Source organism: Pseudomonas sp. J380 (assembly GCF_009827115.1).
Lineage (GTDB): Bacteria > Pseudomonadota > Gammaproteobacteria > Pseudomonadales > Pseudomonadaceae > Aquipseudomonas > Aquipseudomonas paracarnis.
In genome coordinates, this window is the sequence record NZ_CP043060.1 from 3552854 (window position 1) to 3571415 (window position 18562).

18 protein-coding genes are annotated in these 18562 nt (G+C 62.1%); 15 read left to right on the plus strand and 3 right to left on the minus strand.

The annotated features are described in order from the left end of the window. Window positions 1–21 precede the first annotated feature (21 nt). Window positions 22–3405 (plus strand): mechanosensitive channel MscK, encoded by a 3384-nt coding sequence (gene mscK / locus FXO12_RS16090; protein ID WP_054896228.1) that lies wholly within the window; start codon window positions 22–24, stop codon window positions 3403–3405. 48 nt (window positions 3406–3453) lie between these two features. Continuing rightward, window positions 3454–4917, plus strand: a complete 1464-nt coding sequence (gene selO, locus FXO12_RS16095) for a protein adenylyltransferase SelO (RefSeq protein WP_054918905.1) — start codon at window positions 3454–3456, stop codon at window positions 4915–4917. 4 nt (window positions 4918–4921) lie between these two features. Here selO and FXO12_RS16100 read toward each other — a convergent pair whose 3' ends face one another. Further along, a complete protein-coding gene (locus FXO12_RS16100) occupies window positions 4922–5323 on the minus strand; it encodes a type II toxin-antitoxin system HigA family antitoxin (RefSeq protein ID WP_057975414.1) in 402 nt (133 codons plus the stop codon). Next, on the minus strand, window positions 5320–5616 hold the full coding sequence (locus FXO12_RS16105) for a type II toxin-antitoxin system HigB family toxin (RefSeq protein WP_057975413.1): 297 nt from the start codon (window positions 5614–5616) through the stop codon (window positions 5320–5322). Before FXO12_RS16105 ends, FXO12_RS16100 begins: the two co-directional genes overlap by 4 nt. 217 nt (window positions 5617–5833) lie before the next feature. Between FXO12_RS16105 and trxC the strand changes: the two genes are divergently transcribed. Beyond that, window positions 5834–6268, plus strand: coding sequence for a thioredoxin TrxC (gene trxC / locus FXO12_RS16110; RefSeq protein WP_054896225.1), 435 nt, complete (start codon window positions 5834–5836; stop codon window positions 6266–6268). Window positions 6269–6473: 205 nt separating this feature from the next. On the opposite strand, the gene FXO12_RS16115 is transcribed toward trxC, so the two are convergent. After that, a complete protein-coding gene (locus FXO12_RS16115) occupies window positions 6474–7244 on the minus strand; it encodes a ParA family protein (RefSeq protein WP_034125599.1) in 771 nt (256 codons plus the stop codon). 316 nt (window positions 7245–7560) lie between these two features. On the opposite strand from FXO12_RS16115, the gene FXO12_RS16120 reads away from it, so the two are divergent. The 12 genes from FXO12_RS16120 to FXO12_RS16175 all read left to right on the plus strand — a co-directional run bounded on the left by FXO12_RS16120 (window position 7561) and on the right by FXO12_RS16175 (window position 18550). Further along, window positions 7561–8280 (plus strand): beta-ketoacyl synthase chain length factor, encoded by a 720-nt coding sequence (locus FXO12_RS16120; protein ID WP_057975410.1) that lies wholly within the window; start codon window positions 7561–7563, stop codon window positions 8278–8280. Then, the gene (locus FXO12_RS16125; protein ID WP_060772850.1) at window positions 8256–9068 is read left to right on the plus strand and encodes a 1-acyl-sn-glycerol-3-phosphate acyltransferase; all 813 of its coding nucleotides are present in this window, start codon (window positions 8256–8258) and stop codon (window positions 9066–9068) included. The genes FXO12_RS16120 and FXO12_RS16125 overlap by 25 nt, the downstream gene beginning before the upstream one ends. Further along, window positions 9046–9315, plus strand: a complete 270-nt coding sequence (locus FXO12_RS16130; protein ID WP_034125597.1) for a phosphopantetheine-binding protein — start codon at window positions 9046–9048, stop codon at window positions 9313–9315. Before FXO12_RS16125 ends, FXO12_RS16130 begins: the two co-directional genes overlap by 23 nt. Window positions 9316–9324: 9 nt before the next feature. Continuing rightward, window positions 9325–9579, plus strand: coding sequence for an acyl carrier protein (locus FXO12_RS16135; RefSeq protein WP_003187949.1), 255 nt, complete (start codon window positions 9325–9327; stop codon window positions 9577–9579). Continuing rightward, on the plus strand, window positions 9576–10121 hold the full coding sequence (locus FXO12_RS16140; RefSeq protein ID WP_057975408.1) for a hypothetical protein: 546 nt from the start codon (window positions 9576–9578) through the stop codon (window positions 10119–10121). Before FXO12_RS16135 ends, FXO12_RS16140 begins: the two co-directional genes overlap by 4 nt. Beyond that, window positions 10118–11788 (plus strand): AMP-binding protein, encoded by a 1671-nt coding sequence (locus FXO12_RS16145; RefSeq protein WP_057975407.1) that lies wholly within the window; start codon window positions 10118–10120, stop codon window positions 11786–11788. The genes FXO12_RS16140 and FXO12_RS16145 overlap by 4 nt, the downstream gene beginning before the upstream one ends. A 161-nt stretch (window positions 11789–11949) precedes the next feature. After that, window positions 11950–12684 carry a glycosyltransferase family 2 protein gene (locus FXO12_RS16150; RefSeq protein WP_054919420.1) on the plus strand — a complete coding sequence of 245 codons (735 nt, stop codon included), beginning with the start codon at window positions 11950–11952 and terminating at the stop codon, window positions 12682–12684. Next, window positions 12681–13616, plus strand: a complete 936-nt coding sequence (locus FXO12_RS16155) for a glycosyl transferase (RefSeq protein WP_014716599.1) — start codon at window positions 12681–12683, stop codon at window positions 13614–13616. The genes FXO12_RS16150 and FXO12_RS16155 overlap by 4 nt, the downstream gene beginning before the upstream one ends. Beyond that, window positions 13600–15138: a histidine ammonia-lyase gene (gene hutH / locus FXO12_RS16160; RefSeq protein WP_057975406.1), complete on the plus strand. Its 1539-nt coding sequence runs from the start codon at window positions 13600–13602 to the stop codon at window positions 15136–15138. Before FXO12_RS16155 ends, hutH begins: the two co-directional genes overlap by 17 nt. Beyond that, window positions 15131–15559 carry a thioesterase family protein gene (locus tag FXO12_RS16165; RefSeq protein ID WP_057975405.1) on the plus strand — a complete coding sequence of 143 codons (429 nt, stop codon included), beginning with the start codon at window positions 15131–15133 and terminating at the stop codon, window positions 15557–15559. Before hutH ends, FXO12_RS16165 begins: the two co-directional genes overlap by 8 nt. Further along, window positions 15553–16248 (plus strand): outer membrane lipoprotein carrier protein LolA, encoded by a 696-nt coding sequence (locus tag FXO12_RS16170; RefSeq protein ID WP_082631501.1) that lies wholly within the window; start codon window positions 15553–15555, stop codon window positions 16246–16248. Before FXO12_RS16165 ends, FXO12_RS16170 begins: the two co-directional genes overlap by 7 nt. Further along, window positions 16220–18550 carry an MMPL family transporter gene (locus FXO12_RS16175; RefSeq protein ID WP_057975404.1) on the plus strand — a complete coding sequence of 777 codons (2331 nt, stop codon included), beginning with the start codon at window positions 16220–16222 and terminating at the stop codon, window positions 18548–18550. The genes FXO12_RS16170 and FXO12_RS16175 overlap by 29 nt, the downstream gene beginning before the upstream one ends. Window positions 18551–18562 lie beyond the last annotated feature (12 nt).

The following is an 18562-nucleotide window of genomic DNA, read 5'->3' on the forward strand; positions in this document are numbered from 1 at the left end:
CACTTTGCAAGACCGGTCTCTATGCCAACCCTGCGTACTTTTCTCGCCACTGCCCTGCTGGGCCTGACCCTTTGTGTTGGCAGCGTATACGCCGCCGACCCGCCCAGCGCCGAAGCCGTCCAGCAAAGCCTGGATAAACTGCCCGACCGCAAGCTGCCTGACGCCGACATGAAGGCGCTGCAGGCGACCCTGCAACAGACCCTGACCTACCTGGGCAATCAGCAGGACTACGAGCAGCGCCTGGCCGACCTCAAGCGCCAGCTGGAAGAGGCCCCGCGCCAGACCAATGAGAACCAGCGTGAGCTGGCGCGCCTCAAGGCCACCAAAATCATTCCGGTGGCCCAACGCTACGCCAGCCTGCCGGTGCCGCAGCTTGAGCAGTTATTGGTGCAACGCAGCACCCAGCAAGGCGACCTGCAAAAAGAACTGGCCGACGCCAACAGCCTGACCATCGCCGCCCAGACCCGCCCTGAGCGCGCCCAGACCGAGATCAGCAGCAGTCAGACGCGCATCCAGCAAATCAACGCGACGCTCAAGCTTGGCAAAGACAATGGCAAACCTCTCAGCGGCGACCAGCGCAACCAGCTCAACGCCGAACTGGCGGCCCTGAATGCCTTGATTCCCCTGCGCCGCCAGGAATTGGCCGGCAACAGCCAGCTGCAAGACCTGGGCAACAGCCAGCACGACCTGATTCAGGAAAAAACCGCACGCCTGGAGCAAGAAATCCAGGACCTGCAAACCCTGATCAACCAGAAACGCCTGGCCCAGTCCCAGCAGACGGTGACCCAACAGTCCATCGAAGCGCAGAAAGCCGGCGGCAGTAGCATCCTTGCCAAGGAAAGCGCAGACAACCTGAAGCTGTCCGACTACCTGCTCAAAAGCACCGACCGCCTCAACGACCTGACCCAGAAAAACCTGCAGACCAAGCAGCAACTGGACACCGTGACCCAAAGCGATTCGGCCCTGGACGAGCAGATCAACGTGCTCAAGGGCAGCCTGCTGCTGTCCAAGATTCTCTATAAACAAAAGCAGGCCCTGCCGCGTCTCACCGTGGACAAAGACCTGGCCGACGACATCGCCAACATTCGCCTGTATCAGTTCGAGGTCAACCAACAGCGTGAGCTGATCAGTTCCCCAAGCGCCTATGTGGACAACCTGCTGGCGAACCAGCCACCGGATGAGGTCACCCCGCAACTGCGCCGCACCTTGCTGGAAGTGGCGATCACCCGCAGCGACCTGTTGGAGCGTCTGAGCCGCGAGCTGAGTGCACTGCTCAACGAATCCATCACCCTGCAACTGAACCAGAAACAACTGCTCAGCACCGCCAGCACCCTGCGGGCCACGCTCGACGAGCAAATGTTCTGGATCCCCAGCAACAAGCCGCTGGACACTGAATGGCTGGAAACCGTACCGGCGCATCTGAGCAAACAGGTCACCACCCTGCCTTGGGCGTCCAGCGTCAGTGAGCTGTATGACGGCCTGACCCAACGCCCACTGCTGTTCCTGCCGTTGCTGTTGCTGATCGGCGCGCTGTTGTGGCGACGCAATGCGCTGTATGTGCGCCTGAAAAAGGTTCACCAGGACATCGGCCACTTCAAGCGCGACAGCCAGTGGCATACGCCGCAGGCCATCCTGATCAACATCCTGCTGGCGATGCCCGTGGCCCTGGGCCTGGCGCTGTGCGGCTACGCGTTGCAGATCGACGCCCGCGGGCAAAACGCCAACCTGGGCGCGGCCTTGCTGCAGATCGCCCAAGCCTGGCTGGTGTTCTACACCGCCTACCGCATCCTCGCGCCGGGCGGCGTGGCGGAGCTGCACTTTCGCTGGGAAAGGCCGCAGGTCGAATTCCTGCAAGGCTGGATACGCAAGCTCGGGCTGGTGGTACTGGCGCTGGTGGCCGTGGTCGCAATTGCCGAACATCAACCGGCGGCGCTGGCTGACGACGTGTTGGGTATCGCCGTGGTACTGACCTGCTACGGGCTGATGGCCTGGCTGCTGGGCCGCCTGCTGCTGAACAGCCCAACCCACGAAAAGGCCTCGTTGTTTCGCAAAGCTATCGGGGTGGTGTTCACCGCGCTGCCCATCGCTCTGTTTATTGCCGTGTGCTTTGGCTATTACTACACCGCGCTGAAACTCAGCGACCGGCTGATCAATACCCTGTACCTGCTGATGTTCTGGCTGGTGATCGAGGCCACCTTCGTGCGCGGCCTGGGTGTTGCCGCAAGGCGCCTGGCCTACGCCCGGGCCCTGGCCAAACGCCAGGCAGCCAAGGAGGCCGGTGACGGCGAAGCGGTGATCGAAGAGCCGACCCTGGACATCGAGCAGGTCAACGAACAGTCCATGCGCCTGATCCGCCTGGCCCTGCTCGGCGGCTTTATCGCGGCGCTGTACTGGGTGTGGTCGGACCTGATCTCGGTATTTTCCTACCTGGACAACGTCACCCTGTACGAATACACCAGCGGCACAGGTGCAAATATCAGCATGGTGCCCATCAGCATCGGCGACCTGCTGGGCGCGTCGATCATCATCGGTATCACCTTCGCCCTGGCGCGCAACCTGCCCGGCCTGCTCGAAGTCCTGGTGCTGTCCAAGCTCGACCTGGCCCAAGGCAGCGCCTACGCCACCACCACCTTGCTGTCCTACATCATTGCCGGCGTGGGCTTTGTCACCACCCTTTCCACCCTCGGTGTGAGCTGGGACAAGCTGCAATGGCTGGTGGCCGCGCTGTCGGTGGGCCTGGGTTTCGGCATGCAGGAGATCTTCGCCAACTTCATCTCCGGCATCATGATTTTGTTCGAACGCCCGGTGCGCATCGGCGACACCATTACCATCGGCAACCTGTCGGGTACGGTAAGCAAGATCCGCATTCGTGCCACCACCATCACCGACTTCGACAACAAGGACATCATCGTCCCCAACAAGACCTTCATCACCGGGCAACTGATCAACTGGTCGCTGACCGACACCATCACCCGTGTCACCCTGAAACTGGGCGTGGACTATGGCTCCGACCTGGACCTGGTGAAGGAATTGCTACTCAAGGCGGCGCGAGAAAACCCACGGGTACTCAAAGAGCCGGAACCCCACGTGTATTTCCTCAACTTCGGCGAAAGCACCCTCGACCACGAACTGCGCATGCATGTTCGCGACCTGGGCGATCGCAACCCGGTGTTGGACGAGGTCAACCGCTACATCAATCGTGAGTTCAAGAAACAGCACATCAACATCTCGTTCCGGCAGATGGAAATCTACCTGAAGAATCTTCACGGCCAGGAATACAAATTGGTGCCGGCCGAAGACGAGCGCAAGACCATTGCCGAGCCGCTCGACAAGCCCGACGCCCCCGAGCCTCCTGCAGGCAAAGTCGTGGATGCGCCGGAGCCGCCACCCAGCAAACTCGACTAAACGCCCTATCCCCAGCAGAATGCTCGGAAATTCTGCTGGAGATGGCCGGTGAAAGCCCTCGACGAACTGACCTTCGACAACCGCTTCGCACGCCTGGGCGACGCATTTTCGACCCACGTACTGCCAGAGCCCCTCGATGAGCCGCGCCTGGTCGTCGCGAGCAAGGCCGCCATGGCCCTGCTTGACCTCGACCCGGCCGTGGCCGAAACCCCGGTATTTGCCGAGCTGTTCGGCGGCCACAAGCTGTGGGCCGAGGCAGAACCACGGGCGATGGTGTATTCCGGGCATCAATTCGGCGGCTACACCCCGCAGTTGGGCGATGGCCGCGGGTTATTGCTGGGCGAGGTCTATAACGAGGCCGGCGAGCATTGGGATTTACACCTCAAGGGCGCCGGGATGACGCCTTACTCGCGCATGGGCGACGGGCGTGCCGTGTTGCGCTCTTCGATTCGTGAATTCCTCGCCTCCGAGGCCCTGCATGCGCTAGGCATCCCCACCAGCCGCGCCCTGTGCGTGATCGGTTCCAGCACGCCGGTATGGCGGGAGAAACAGGAACGCGGGGCGATGGTTTTACGCCTGGCCCACAGCCATATTCGCTTCGGACACTTCGAATATTTCTACTACACCAAGAAGCCTGAGCAGCAGGCCGAACTCGCCGAGCACGTGCTGAACCTGCACTACCCCGAATGCCGCGAGCAACCCGAGCCTTACCTGGCGATGTTCCGCGAGATCGTCGAGCGCAACGCCGAAATGATCGCCAAATGGCAGGCTTATGGTTTTTGCCACGGCGTGATGAACACCGACAACATGTCGATCCTGGGCATTACCTTCGACTTCGGGCCCTTCGCGTTTCTCGATGATTTTGACGCGCACTTCATCTGCAATCATTCCGACCATGAAGGGCGCTACTCCTTCAGCAACCAGGTGCCGATCGGGCAGTGGAACCTCAGCGCCTTGGCCCAGGCGCTTACACCGTTCATCAGCGTTGACGCACTGAAAGAAGCCCTCGGCCTGTACCTGCCGCTGTATCAAGCGCACTACCTGGACCTGATGCGCCGCCGGCTGGGGCTGACCACCGCCGAAGAGGACGACCAGACGCTGGTGGAGGGTTTGCTCAAGCTGATGCAGAACAGCGGTGTGGACTACACGCTGTTCTTCCGCCGCCTGGGCGACGAATCGGCGACGTTAGCCGTGGCGCGGTTGCGTGATGACTTTGTCGACATGGCCGGGTTTGATGCCTGGGCCGAGCGGTACAAGGCCCGTGTTGCACGGGATGGGGATTACACCCAGGAACAGCGCCGTGAGCGCATGCACGCGGTCAACCCGCTGTACATCCTGCGCAACTACCTGGCCCAAAACGCCATCACCGCCGCCGAATCAGGCGACTACAGCGAAGTGCGGCGGCTGCATGACGTGCTGACCAGGCCGTTTGAGGAACAAGCTGGCATGGAGCAGTACGCGCAACGGCCGCCGGATTGGGGCAAGCATTTGGAGATTAGTTGTTCGTCGTGACCCCTTAGATAAAGGTCTCCACCGACACCCCGAAACGCTCGGCCAGCCAACGAATCTGGCGCACGTTGAGCTGGCGTTTTCCGCTCAGTATCTCCGAGACAACCGATTGCGCCCCAACGCCAGGAAGGTCACTCTGGGTAAGATTGTGCTCGCGCATCATGTAGCGCAGCACATCGACCCCGATGGCGACGGGCATTGGGCGATGCTCACGATCATAAGCTTCGATCCAGTCGCTCAGAATGTCGACCAGGCTCATCAGCGGGCTGTCCTCGTCTTCACCCACCAGACTCAATAGCTCATCCAAACCGCATACCAATGCGTCGTAGTCTGCCTCGTTTTCCGGCTTGCGCAGCACAGGCGAAACGAACTGCCAGTGCTCTGCCGCCACTCGCATAAGTGCGCTCATCTGATTTTTTCCTTCCATTTGTTTTTCTCATAATCACGGTGGTCAAGCAGGCGTTTGATGTAAACGCGCTGCATTCGATACTGCACCGACGCAATCAACCTCAGCTTGTTACCGCCAATATCAAATACATGAAATTCACCTACCTTGTCGGTGGCGGGAAACATGGCTTTCATTGCGGCAAAGTCCTTGGGGGCGTTGCGCTTGATCACGCGATACCACTGATCCAGAGCTGTTGCAGAGCGCGGCCATTTTCCTTTTGCTTCCCAGATCCTGCTTTCACTGATGACTCGCATGCAACGTCCTTATCGCATCTTGCTATGAAGGTTAAACCTGAATTCGAACTATCGCAATTTGCTATAGCCGCAAACAGACCGGTGGTGCACAACAAAAAGCCTAGCCACACCGTTCACGCTGGCGAGGACGAAAATGTGAGCGAATAAGTATCTATATCCTTGATAAACCTCTGTCTCGACACCAAATACCCAACTGGCCAAACCCCAGGAGCCTCCGATGTCCGAACCTCTTGTCATCCCCTGCCCTCATTGCAACGGCCTCAACCGTATACCCGGCGAACGCCTGGGTGACGCGCCCAAGTGCGGGCGTTGCAAGCAGCCGGTGTTGCTGAACAAACCCTTTGATTTGAAACAGGGCGACTATGCCAGCCAGATCAAGGGCGACCTGCCGCTTTTGGTCGATGTGTGGGCCGACTGGTGTGGGCCGTGCAAGTCGTTTGCGCCGGTATTCGAACAGGCAGCCGGGCAGTTGGAAGGCAAGTGCCGGCTGGCGAAGCTGGACAGCGAAGCTAACCAGCAGTTGTCGGCGCAGTTGGGGATTCGCTCGATTCCCAGTTTGATTCTGTTCAAGAACGGCCGCGAAGTGGCGCGCCAGAGCGGGGCATTCCCGTTGCCGCAGTTGATGAGTTGGTTGAGCAGCCAGGGGGTGTAAACATCCCCCTCAATCAACTCGGTCAATGTGGGAGCTGGCTTGCCTGCGATGCAGTCAACTCGGTGATTCAGGCACACCGAGTCGATATCTTCGCAGGCAAGCCAGCTCCCACATTTGGATCGCGGTGCCTCATCTCGATCAGCGTGGGCTGTCAGGCCGTAACCGGCAAGCCCGGCTCCCACCGTGTTCGGTGTTGCCTGTTGGGTCAGGCGTTTTCCAGCAGGTTGTGCAGGTCTACGAACTGCTGCGTCAGCTTATGCCGTGGGTCCAGGTGGATCAGCGGCTTGCTCTCCTGGTGCGACTCGCGCATACGCACGGAGCTGGCCAGGTACACCGGCAGTACCGGCAGCCCTTCGGCAATCAACTCATCGAGAATCTGTTGCGGCAGGCTCGCCCGTGCCTGGAATTGGTTGACCACGATGCCTTCCACTTCCAGGCCTTCGTTATGGTCGTCCTTCAATTCTTCGATCTCAGCCAGCAGGCCATACAGGGCCTGGCGGGAAAAGCTGTCGCAATCGAAAGGGATCAGTACGCGATCGGCGGCAATCAGCGCTGAAACCGCGTAAAAATTCAGCGCTGGAGGCGTATCCAGGTAGATTCGGTCGTAATCTTCGCTCAGTTCATCCAGCAGCTTTCGCAACTTGTTGATCTTGTGCTTGGCCTCAAGCTTGGGCTGCAGGTCGGCCAGTTCCGGGGTGGCGGTGATCACATGCAGGTTATCGAACGGGGTTTCGTAGATATCTACCCTGTTTTTCTTCGAAAACGGCCCCGTCGACAGGGTTTGCTTGAAAAAATCCGCGATTCCCATGGGGATGTCGTCGCCCGTCAGCCCGGTGAGGTACTGGGTTGAGTTGGCCTGTGCATCGAGGTCCACCAACAGGGTTCGATAACCTTCGCTGGCGCTGACCGCCGCCAGGTTGCAGGCGATGCTGGACTTGCCCACACCGCCTTTTTGATTGAACACCACGCGCCGCATGGAAAAACCTCCGTGTATCAATGAATCCCCCGAGTGTAGAGCGCAAAAGCGCCGGTTAGCTACCTCGTTCATCCTTACGCGCTGTCTGGCTCACAAATGAATGGAAACCGCGCACCGATCGAGTCCGGCCTTCGCTCGCCGATAATCTGTAAATTCTTCCAACTTATTTGTGATCAATAGTGAACAAACTTTCACCACTATTTGCTAGAACCCCACGGCACCGGGATAATGCGCGCCATACGGCCATTGCTCCCTGTCCCGGAATCCGGGGCCATTGGCCGCACATGGAAGCCCGCAGGGGCGGGATAACTTCTCAGTGATCAACTTCAACATCGCCCAATGGCGCGCCTGGGCTCCTGGCCTTGCGAGTGCGGACGACTGGTACGCCTGGTGCCGGGACCCGGTGTTGCCGCCTGTCAGCGAAGCGTCCCCCGATGTGTCATTTTTGCCAGCCATGCAGCGCCGTCGTCTGAGCCGGCTGGCGCGCATGGCATTCAGCGTCGGCTGGCCGCTGGCCGAGGGCCTTGAAGACCTGCCACTGGTGTTTATTTCCCGCCACGGCGAAACCCCGCGTACGCTGGACATCCTCAGCGACCTGGCCAACGAGCAGCCGCTGTCGCCGACTCAGTTCAGCCTGTCGGTGCATAACGCGGTAATTGGCCTGTGGTCGATCCTGCGCAATGAAACCAGCGAGATGACCGCCCTCGCCGCCGCCGGCGATGGCCTCGAACATGGCCTGCTCGAAGCCGCCGCTCTGCTCAACGAAGACGCCGCTGCCGTATTGCTGGTGATCACTGAAGAACAACCGCCCCACGCCTACGCCAGCTGGATTACGGATGTGCCGTTCCCCTATGCCCTCGGCCTGTTGCTCACGCCGGGCGACGAGTGGCAACTGGAACTCACCACCGGCACTGTCCAACTCACTCAAACCCAGTGGCCCCACGCCCTGAACCTGCTGCGCACCCTGCTGACCGAACAGGGCGCCTGCCAACATGCCTGGAAGAACCGAGTATGGAACTGGCAACGCAAGCCCTGACCCACAAGCCACGGCAGGCCTATTACTGGCGCCTGTTCGCCACGGCCCTCAGCTTTTGCCTGTTTGGCATCGGCGGGCTGTGCCTGCGTTTGCTGGTGTTTCCGCTGCTCAGTTGCCTGCCGGGCGATGCCAGCCAGCATCAACGGCGCGCACGCCACACCATCAGTTGCCTGTTCTGGTTTTTCATTCGCTTGATGAAGGGCCTGGGCATTCTCACCTACAGCGTCGAGGGAGCCGAAAAGCTTGGCCGCCCTGGCCAGATGATCGTCGCCAACCACCCGTCGCTGATCGACGTGGTGTTCCTGATCGGCCTGATGCGCCAGACCAACTGCGTGGTCAAGCAGAGCCTGTTCCAGAACCCGTTCACCCGCAGCCCGGTACGCGATGCCGGCTATATCAGCAACGACGGCAGTGCCGATATGCTCGATGCCGCAGCCGATGCCCTGCGCGCCGGCCAGACGCTGATCATCTTTCCCGAAGGCACCCGCACCACGCCGGGCGCGGCGCCGGCCTTTCATCGCGGCGGTGCGGCCATTGCGCTGCGCGGTGCGACAATCATCACGCCAGTGGTGATCACGGTCAGCCCCACCACCCTGACCAAGGCCGAACCCTGGTATCGCATCCCCCACCGTCGATTTCACTTCAGTTTGCGCGTGGGCGCCGATATAGAGCCACAAGCGTTTGCCGCAGTCGGGCCCGCGCCCCAGGCTTCACGCAAGCTCAACGATCACCTGCATCACTATTTCATTAAGGAGCTCGCCGAAGATGAGCGACCAACACCGCCTTGAGCACGACATAAAGACGCTGATCATCGAGGCCCTGGGCCTGGAAGACATCAGCCCCGACGATATTGGCAGCGACCAGACCCTGTTTGGCGAAGGCCTGGGCCTGGATTCGGTCGATGCGCTGGAATTGGGCCTGGCGATCCAGAAAAAATACGGCATCAAAATCGATGCCGACGCCAAGGACACCCGCAATCACTTCACCAACGTGGCCAGCCTTGCGGCGTTCGTCACGGCCCGACAGGCAGCTTGAGACCGTACCATGCAAACTCGTGACGATATCTTCAACACCCTGCGCGACGCCTTGGTGGAACTGTTTGAACTGCCCCCGGAACGCGTCACCCTCGACGCCAACCTGTACCAGGACCTGGAAATCGACAGCATCGACGCCGTGGACCTGATCGACCACATCAAGCGCCAGACCGGCAAGAAAATCGCCGCCGAAGAGTTCAAGGCGGTACGCACGGTGAACGACGTGGTAGAGGCGGTGTACCGTCTGGTCCAGCCCGCCGCATGAGCCGGTTGATCGGCCTTGGCCTGTTATTGGCGGGGCTGCTGTACCCCTTCGCGGTGTATTACGGCACCGAGCATTTTGCACCTTGGCAGTTCGGCTTGCTGCTGGGCAGCCTGTGGCTGTTGCGCGCGTTCACCGCTGCGCGGCGCCCGGGCAGCCGTTGGATGGCGGTGGTGGTGATCGTGTTTTGCCTGGCACTGGCATGGTTCGATAACCCCCAGTGGCTGCGCTGGTACCCGAGCCTGGTCAGCGGATTCATGCTGGCGCTGTTCGGCCTGAGCCTGAAGTACGGCCCGCCGATAGTCGAGCGCCTGGCACGCATGACCGACCCGCACCTGCCGCCCCACGCGGTGGTGTATACCCGCCGGGTCACCCTGGTGTGGAGTGTGTTTTTTCTCTGTAATGGCCTGCTCGCCGCCGCGCTCACCCTGTGGGCGCCGCTGAGCTGGTGGACGTTGTACAACGGCCTGATCGCCTACGGGTTGATGGGCTTGTTGTTTGCCGTGGAATGGCTGGTACGACAAAGGGTTCGAGGCCGCGTATGAAAGGGTTGAAACTTGAGCACTTGCTGCTTGAGCCACTGCAAGATCGCGGGGTGACCGCCGAGCCCCTCATGAATCACGCGCAACTGTGCGAGCACTCCCTGAGCCTCGCCGCAGGCCTCAAGGCCCGGGGTATCCGGCGCCTGGCCGTGCACCTGGAAGACGCCGGCCTGCTGGCGATTGCGCTGCTGGGCGCCTGGCGGGCCGGTGCGAGCGTACTGCTGCCCGCCGACCTGCAACCCCAGACGCGCCAGCGCTGGGCCGACGCCGTGGATGCCTGGCTGGTCGAAGCCAGCGACCTGGACGCGCTGTATCAAGCGCCCTTGAGTGCCGCCGCCCTCGATCTGGACAACTGCCAACTGAGCCTGTGCACCTCCGGCTCCAGCGGCGAGCCCAAGCGCATCGACAAGTCCCTGCGCCAGTTGGCCAATGAAGTAGAGGCGCTGGAAGCCCTGTGGGGCAAAGATCTCAAGGACGCCTGCATCATCGGCAGCGTCGCTACCCAGCATATCTACGGCTTGCTGTTTCGCGTGTTGTGGCCGCTGTGTGCCGGCCGCACCTTTGTACGCAAGCAACTGGCGTTCCCCGAAGACATGCAGCGCGCCAGCCGTGAGCACCCGCAATTTGCCTGGGTGGCCAGCCCGGCGCTGCTCAAGCGCATGGGCGACAACCTCGACTGGCCGGCACTGAGCCAGGTTGCACGGGTATTTTCCTCCGGTGGCGCGTTGCCGGTTGATGCGGCCGGCAGCCTCTACAACCGTTTACAGCAATGGCCCACAGAAATCCTCGGCAGCTCGGAAACCGGCGGCATCGCCTGGCGCCAGGGTGCGCAACCCTGGCAGCCGTTTGCCGACGTGCAACTGAGCCAGGATGCCGACGGCGCTTTACGCATCGCCTCAAAGTACTTGCCCGAAGGGCATGTCGAACAGACAGCCGACGCCGTTCGCCTGCATGCCGATGGGCGCTTCGAACTGCTGGGCCGCCTGGACCGTATCGTCAAGCTGGAAGAAAAACGCATCTCCCTGCCGATGTTGGAACAAGCGCTGATCGCCCATGAATGGGTGGCCGACACCCGCCTGGGCGTGGTGCAGGAAAACCGTGCGTCCCTGGGTGCCGTGGTGGTGCTCACCGACGCGGGGCTGCATGCCCTGCGCAACCAGGGACGCCGCACGCTCACCCAGACCCTGCGCCAGCACCTGAGCCAACATTGCGAAGCCCTGGCCTTGCCACGCCGCTGGCGCTTGTTGCGCCAACTGCCGCTGAACAGCCAGGGCAAATTGCCCCAGGCCGATATCGAAGCCTTGTTGCTGGCGCCTCGCCCCAAGGGGCCTGAGGTGTTGGCACAAATCGAAACCGAAGGTGAATGGACCTTGCAACTGAGCATCCCACCGGACCTGGCCTATTTCAGCGGGCACTTCCCGGTCACCCCGGTATTGCCGGGGGTGGTGCAGGTGGAATGGGCGTTCAACCTGGGCCAACAATTGCTCGACCTGCCAACCCGGTTCGCCGGCATGGAAGTGCTCAAGTTCCAGCAACTGGTGCGCCCGGGCGATCACATCGAATTGCATCTGCGCTTTGATCGGGAGCGTAGCAAACTGTACTTCGCCTATCGCAATGGGGTTGCAGCGTGCTCAAGCGGGCGGATCGTGCTGGAGGCCGCGTATGCATAACCTGTTCTTGTGGCGAGGGAGCTTGCTCCCGCTGGAGTGCGAAGCGCTCCCAACCCAGGCATCACCCACTCCCAGGATGATCTCGGTCGCCTCCATTGGGGCTGCTTCGCAGCCCAGCGGGAGCAAGCTCCCTCGCCACGGGGTTTGCGCAGGCTTTGAATATGCATAACCCCTGCGCTTTGATCCCGGTATACAACCACGAAGCCGCCGTGCCGGCCGTGGTCCACAGTGTGCTGAAGAGCGGCCTGCCCTGCCTCTTGGTGGACGATGGCAGCAGCGCCGCGTGCGCAGCCGTGCTGGCGCAGTTGGCGACGCTGGATAACGTCACCCTGCTGACCCTGCCCAGCAACCAGGGCAAGGGCGCCGCCGTGATGGCCGGTTTTCGCGAAGCCGCGCGCCTGGGCTATACCCACGCTCTGCAAGTGGACGCCGATGGCCAGCACGACCTGCGCGAAGTCCAGACCTTTATCCACACCTCACGCCAGCACCCCGACGCCGTCATCTGCGGCTACCCTGAATACGACGACAGCGTGCCCAAGGGTCGCCTGTACGCACGTTACCTGACCCACGTGTGGGTGTGGATCAATACCCTGTCGCTTGAGATTCGCGACTCGATGTGCGGCTTTCGCGTGTACCCACTGGCGCCGACCCTGGCGCTGATGGACTCGGCCTACATTGGCACGCACATGGATTTCGACTCGGACATCCTGGTACGCCTGGCCTGGCGCAACCAGCCGATGCGCTGGCTGCCCACCCAGGTGCACTACCCCACCGACGGCCTGTCGCACTTTCGCTTGTTGCGTGACAACCTGCGCATCAGCGCCATGCACACGCGGTTGTTCTTCGGCATGCTCGTGCGCGCGCCGATGATCCTGTGGCGACGGTGGCAAGCATGAACGACAGCACCAAGCATTGGGCCGACCGCGAGGAGCGCGGCAGCTTCTGGCTGATGAAATTCACCGCGGTCGCGGTCAAAGTCCTCGGCCGTCGCCTATTGAGCCCGTTGCTCTACAGCATCGTCTTTTACTTCTTCCTGTTCGGCCGCACCGCACGCCACAGCGCCTGGCAATACCAGCAGCGGCTGGCGCAATGGAGCGGGCGCGATGACTTGCTGCCGAGCCACCGCACAGTCTTTGCCCAGTTCATGGCCTTCGCCGATTCGCTGCTCGACAAGCTGGACGTGTGGAACGGCAAGCTGCGCCTGGAGCAAATCGAAATCAACGACCCGGCACAGTTACGCAGCCAACTGCGTGGCGAGCGCGGGCAAATGCTGGTGGGCGCGCACCTGGGTAACCTGGAAGTGTGCCGCGCCCTCGCGGAGATTGGTGAGCAGGTCACCATGAATGTGCTGGTGCACACCAAGCACGCCGAGCGTTTCAACCGTCTGCTGGGCGAGGCCGGCGCGACCCATTTGCGCCTGATCCAGGTCAGCGAACTGGACCCGGCCACCATGCTGCTGCTCAGCCAGCGCCTGGACGATGGCGAGTGGCTGGCGATTGCCGGCGACCGCATCCCGCTGCACGGCGGGCGTACGGTGCGCGTGGACTTCCTCGGCCATACGGCGGCATTTCCCCAAGGCCCATGGCTGCTGGCGGGCTTGCTCAAATGCCCGGTCAATCTGCTGATGTGTCTCAAGCACCAGGGCCGCTATCGCCTGACTATCGAGCCCTTTGCCGATTTGATCGAGTGGAAGCGCAGTACCCGCGAGCAGGTCATCGCCCTGTGGACCGCCCGCTACGCCGCACGCCTGGGCCAGTTCTGCCTGCAAGCGCCCCAACAATGGTTCAACTTTTACCCTTTCTGGAAGACCGATGACGACGCCTCTTGAGCCCATCACCTTTGGTGAACGCCCCCTGCGCATCGAAGACGTGCTGGCCCTGGCCAACCGCCAGGTACCCACTCGCCTGCAGGACGATGCCGCGTACCGCCAACGCATCGCCAAGGGCGCGCAGTTCCTCGACTCGCTGCTGGACAAGGAAGGTGTGATCTACGGCGTGACCACCGGCTACGGCGACTCCTGCGTGGTAGCGGTGCCGCTGGAACATGTCGAAGCCTTGCCGCGTCATCTGTACACCTTTCACGGTTGCGGCCTGGGCAAGTTGCTCGACGCCCAAGCCACCCGCGCCGTGCTGGCGGCGCGTTTGCAGTCGCTGTGCCATGGCGTGTCCGGGGTGCGTGTGGAACTGCTGGAACGCCTGCATGCCTTCCTCGAAAACGATGTGCTGCCACTGATCCCGGAAGAAGGCTCGGTGGGCGCCAGTGGTGATCTGACGCCGCTGTCCTACGTGGCCGCGACCTTGTCCGGCGAGCGCGAGGTGCTATTCCGTGGCGAACGCCGTCCGTCGGCCGACGTGCACCGCGAGCTGGGCTGGCAGCCGCTGGTACTGCGGCCCAAGGAAGCCCTGGCACTGATGAACGGCACCGCGGTGATGACCGGCCTGGCCTGCCTGGCCTTTGCCCGCGCCGACTATCTGTTGCAACTGGCCACGCGCATCACCGCGCTCAACGTGGTGGCGCTGCAAGGCAACCCGGAACACTTCGACGAGCGCCTGTTCGCCGCCAAACCACACCCTGGGCAGATGCAAGTCGCCGCGTGGCTGCGCAAGGATCTGGCCATCGACGCGCCCACCGCCCCCCTGCATCGCCTGCAAGACCGTTATTCGCTGCGCTGCGCGCCCCACGTGCTCGGCGTATTGGCTGACAGCCTGAACTGGCTGCGCTCGTTCATCGAGATCGAACTGAACAGCGCCAACGACAACCCGATCATCGACGCCGAAGAAGAACGTGTGCTGCATGGCGGGCACTTCTACGGCGGGCATATCGCCTTCGCCATGGACAGCCTCAAAACCCTGGTGGCCAACGTTGCCGACCTGCTCGACCGCCAGCTCGCACTGTTGGTGGACGTACGCTACAACCATGGCCTGCCGAGCAACCTCTCAGGCGCCCCGGCTGACCGCGCCATGATCAACCACGGCTTCAAGGCCGTGCAGATCGGCACCAGCGCCTGGACCGCCGAAGCGCTGAAAAACACCATGCCGGCCAGCGTGTTCTCGCGCTCCACCGAGTGCCATAACCAGGACAAGGTGAGCATGGGCACCATCGCTGCCCGCGATGCGATCCGCGTGCTGGAGTTGACCGAACAGGTCGCCGCCGCGACCTTGCTCGCCGCCAACCAAGGCGTGTGGCTGCGCGCCCAGGCCGAGGCCCGCCCACTGCCACCGGCACTGGCCGCGATGCACGCCGAACTGGCCCAGGACTTTGCGCCGGTCATCGAAGACCGCGCCCTGGAAGGCGAACTGCGCCTGTGCCTGCAACGTATCGCCGCGCAACACTGGAGGCTGCATGCGTAGCCCTGGCGTGTTGCACAGCGACACTGAAATCCTTGTGCCTTTTTTCGACATCGACACCATGAACGTGGTGTGGCACGGGCATTACGTGAAGTACCTGGAAGTGGCGCGCTGTGCGTTGCTGGACAAGATCGGCCATAACTATACGGCGATGCTCGAAGCCGGCTACGCCTGGCCAGTGATCGACATGCAGCTACGCTATGTACGCGGCGCGACCTTCGGCCAGACCATCAACGTGCGCGCCAGCCTGGTGGAATGGGAGAACCGTTTGAAGGTGAACTATCTGATTACCGACCTGGCCAGCGGCGAGCGCTTGACCCGCGCCAGCACCGTGCAAGTAGCGGTGGAAATCGCCAGCCGCGAAATGCAGCTGGCCTCGCCCAAAGTCTTCACCGACGCCGTCGAAAGGGCCCTGCAATGCTGACCCCTGTGGAAGCGGGCTTGCCCGCGAAGATCCTGAGAGCCCTGCTGAGTGTCAGGCAACGCGCGTTATCGTTAACGTCCTTCGCGGGCAAGCCCGCTCCCACAGGATTCCTGCTCATCCTGTTGTTATGCATTCCCAACCTGGCGAATGCCTTCGACCTGCAACAGCTCAGCGATCAGCTTGCCAAACCCTCCGTGATCCACGGCAACTTCACCCAGGAAAAACACCTGCGCGCCCTGCCCCAGCCATTGGTGAGCAAAGGCACCTTCGTGCTCGCCAAGGATCACGGCCTGCTGTGGCTGTTGAAAACTCCGCTGCAACAGGACTACCGCATCACCTCCCAAGGCATTGCCCGCCGTGACGCCAATGGCTGGCAACTACTACCAAACAAGAGTGCCGGCGCCGAACAGAATCGTTTGTTCCTGGCGGTACTGCAGGGCGACAGCAGTGGCCTGCAGCGCGACTTCGACCTGCAACTGCAAGGCGAGGCCCAACAATGGAAGCTCACGCTGACCCCGCGTTCGCTGCTGCTCAAGCAAGTGTTCACCCAGATCAATATCGACGGTGGCGCACTGGTGCGCACCATTGAACTGCTGGAAACCCAAGGCGACAGCACGCTGTTGCGCATGCAGGACAGTACCGCCGACCAGCCGTTGAGCAATGCGGAGCAACACGACTTTGCCCAGTGAGCGCCTGCTGCCGCGCCTGTTCCTGACCTTGCTGGTGGCCGTGCTGGCCCTGGCAGGCTGGCAGTGGCGTGACGGCGCGCCGTTGTCGGCCAACCTGATGGAACTGGTGCCCGGCAGCACGCCGGACGCCTTGGAACTGCAAGCCGAACAGCGCATGCAAGAGCCGCTCAACCGCGAAATGCTGGTACTGGTGGGGCATGCCGACCGCCAGCAAGCGGTGGCCGTGGCGCAGCAACTGGGTGAGCGTTGGCAGGCCAGCGGCCTGTTTGAAAAGGTGCAGTGGAACCTGCAAGCCGACTTGCCAGCGTTGCGCGAACAACTGCTGCGTGGGCGTTTGTCGATGCTCTCGTCCAAGGACCGCGAACAACTGATCCAGCAGCCTGAGGCGTTCATCCAGCAACGCGTGCAATCGCTGTTCGACCCCTTCACCGGTTTCAGCCTGGTGCCAAGCCAGGACGATTGGCTCGGCCTCACCGGGCGTATCCAGAACAGCAAACCGCAACACGGTGCGGTGCAAATGGACATCGGCAGCGGCGCCTTGATCGCCGATGCCGACGGCAAAAGCTGGGTGCTGCTGCGGGCCCGCACTACCGGCAACGCCTTCGACATGAAGTTGCCGCTGCAAGTGGCGGACTTGCTGAAGGCCAGCCGCGAGCAAGCCAGCGCACACGGCGCGCAACTGCTCGCCGCCAGCGGTTTGCTCTATGCGGCCAACGGGCAACAGCAGGCCACTCGGGAAATGACCTGGGTCGGCGGCGGCGCCACCCTGGGCATCCTGTTATTGCTGCTGCTGGCGTTCCGACGCTGGCGAGTGTTGCTGGCATTCGTGCCGGTACTGGTGGGCATGCTGTTTGGCGCGGTGGCATGTGTGGCGCTGTTTGGGCATATGCATGTGATGACCCTGGTGCTGGGTTCCAGCCTGATCGGCGTGGCAGTGGATTACCCGCTGCATTACCTGTCCAAAAGCTGGAGCCTGCAGCCGTGGCGCAGTTGGCCGGCGTTGCGCCTGACCCTGCCAGGGCTGAGCCTGAGCCTGGCCACCAGCGCTATCGGCTACCTGGCTCTGGCCTGGACGCCGTTCCCGGCGCTGACCCAGATTGCGGTGTTTTCGGCTGCCGGTTTGGTCGGTGCCTATTTGTGTGCCGTGTGCCTGTTGCCCGCGCTGCTCAAGGGCGTGGAACTGCGCCCGGCGCAATGGCCGCTGCGTGTCGCCCAAAGCCTATGGCAGCTGCGCACGGCCTTGCTCAAACGCGTGCCCAGTTCGGTACTGCTGGTGGGGGTGCTGCTGTTCTGCGCGGCGGGCCTGTGGCAACTGAACACTAAAAACGATATCCGCCAATGGATCGGTGCGCCGCCGCAGTTGCTGCACGAAGCCCAGGCCGTGGCGCGCATCACCGGGTTCCAGCCCACCAGCCAGTTTTTCCTGGTGCGAGCGGACAATCAGCAGCAGTTGCTGGAGCGCCAGGCCGCCCTGGGCAAACGCTTGGACCAGTTGGTGCAGATGGACAAGCTCCAGGGCTACCTGGCGCTCAATCAACTGGTCAACCTCCCCGCCGAACAACAACAGTTGCGCGAGGCGCTGAACAACCTGGCGCCGCACTGGCAACCGCTACTGGACCTCGGCGTGCCCCTCAGCGCCCTGCAAGCCGAAGTGGCGCAGTTGCAGGCGCTGCCCACCGCAGACATCGGCGCCGCATTGCAAGGCCCGCTGGCCGAGCCTTGGCGCACGCTGTGGCTCGGCCCGGTGGACGGTGGCGTGGCGGCCATGGTCAGCCTGCAAGGCTTGAACAACCCGGCGCTGCTGCGGGTGCAGGCACTGGACTTGCCAGGCGTGCAGTTGGTGGACCGCTTGGGTGACTTGAACCGGGTGTTTGCCGACACGCAGATCAGCGCTGCCGAATTGAAGTTGCTGTCTTGCGTGCTGATCGTGCTATTGCTGATTGCGCCCTTCGGCTTTGGCGGCGCCTTGCGTATCGTTGCCTTGCCGCTGCTGGCTGCGTTGTGCAGCCTGGCCAGCCTCGGTTGGCTGGGCCAGCCGCTGACTTTGTTCAGCCTGTTTGGCCTGCTGCTGGTCACGGCCATCAGCGTCGACTATGCGATTTTAATGCGCGAGCAGATCGGCGGCCCTGCCGTCAGCCTGTTGGGAACGCTGCTGGCGGCGCTGACGACCTGGTTGTCGTTCGGCCTGCTGGCCGTCTCCAGTACACCGGCCGTGAGCAATTTCGGCTTGTCGGTCAGCCTGGGCCTGGCGTTCAGCTTTATGCTGGCACCCTGGGCCAGCCGCCAGAAACACGCCTTATGAATGTGATTAGCG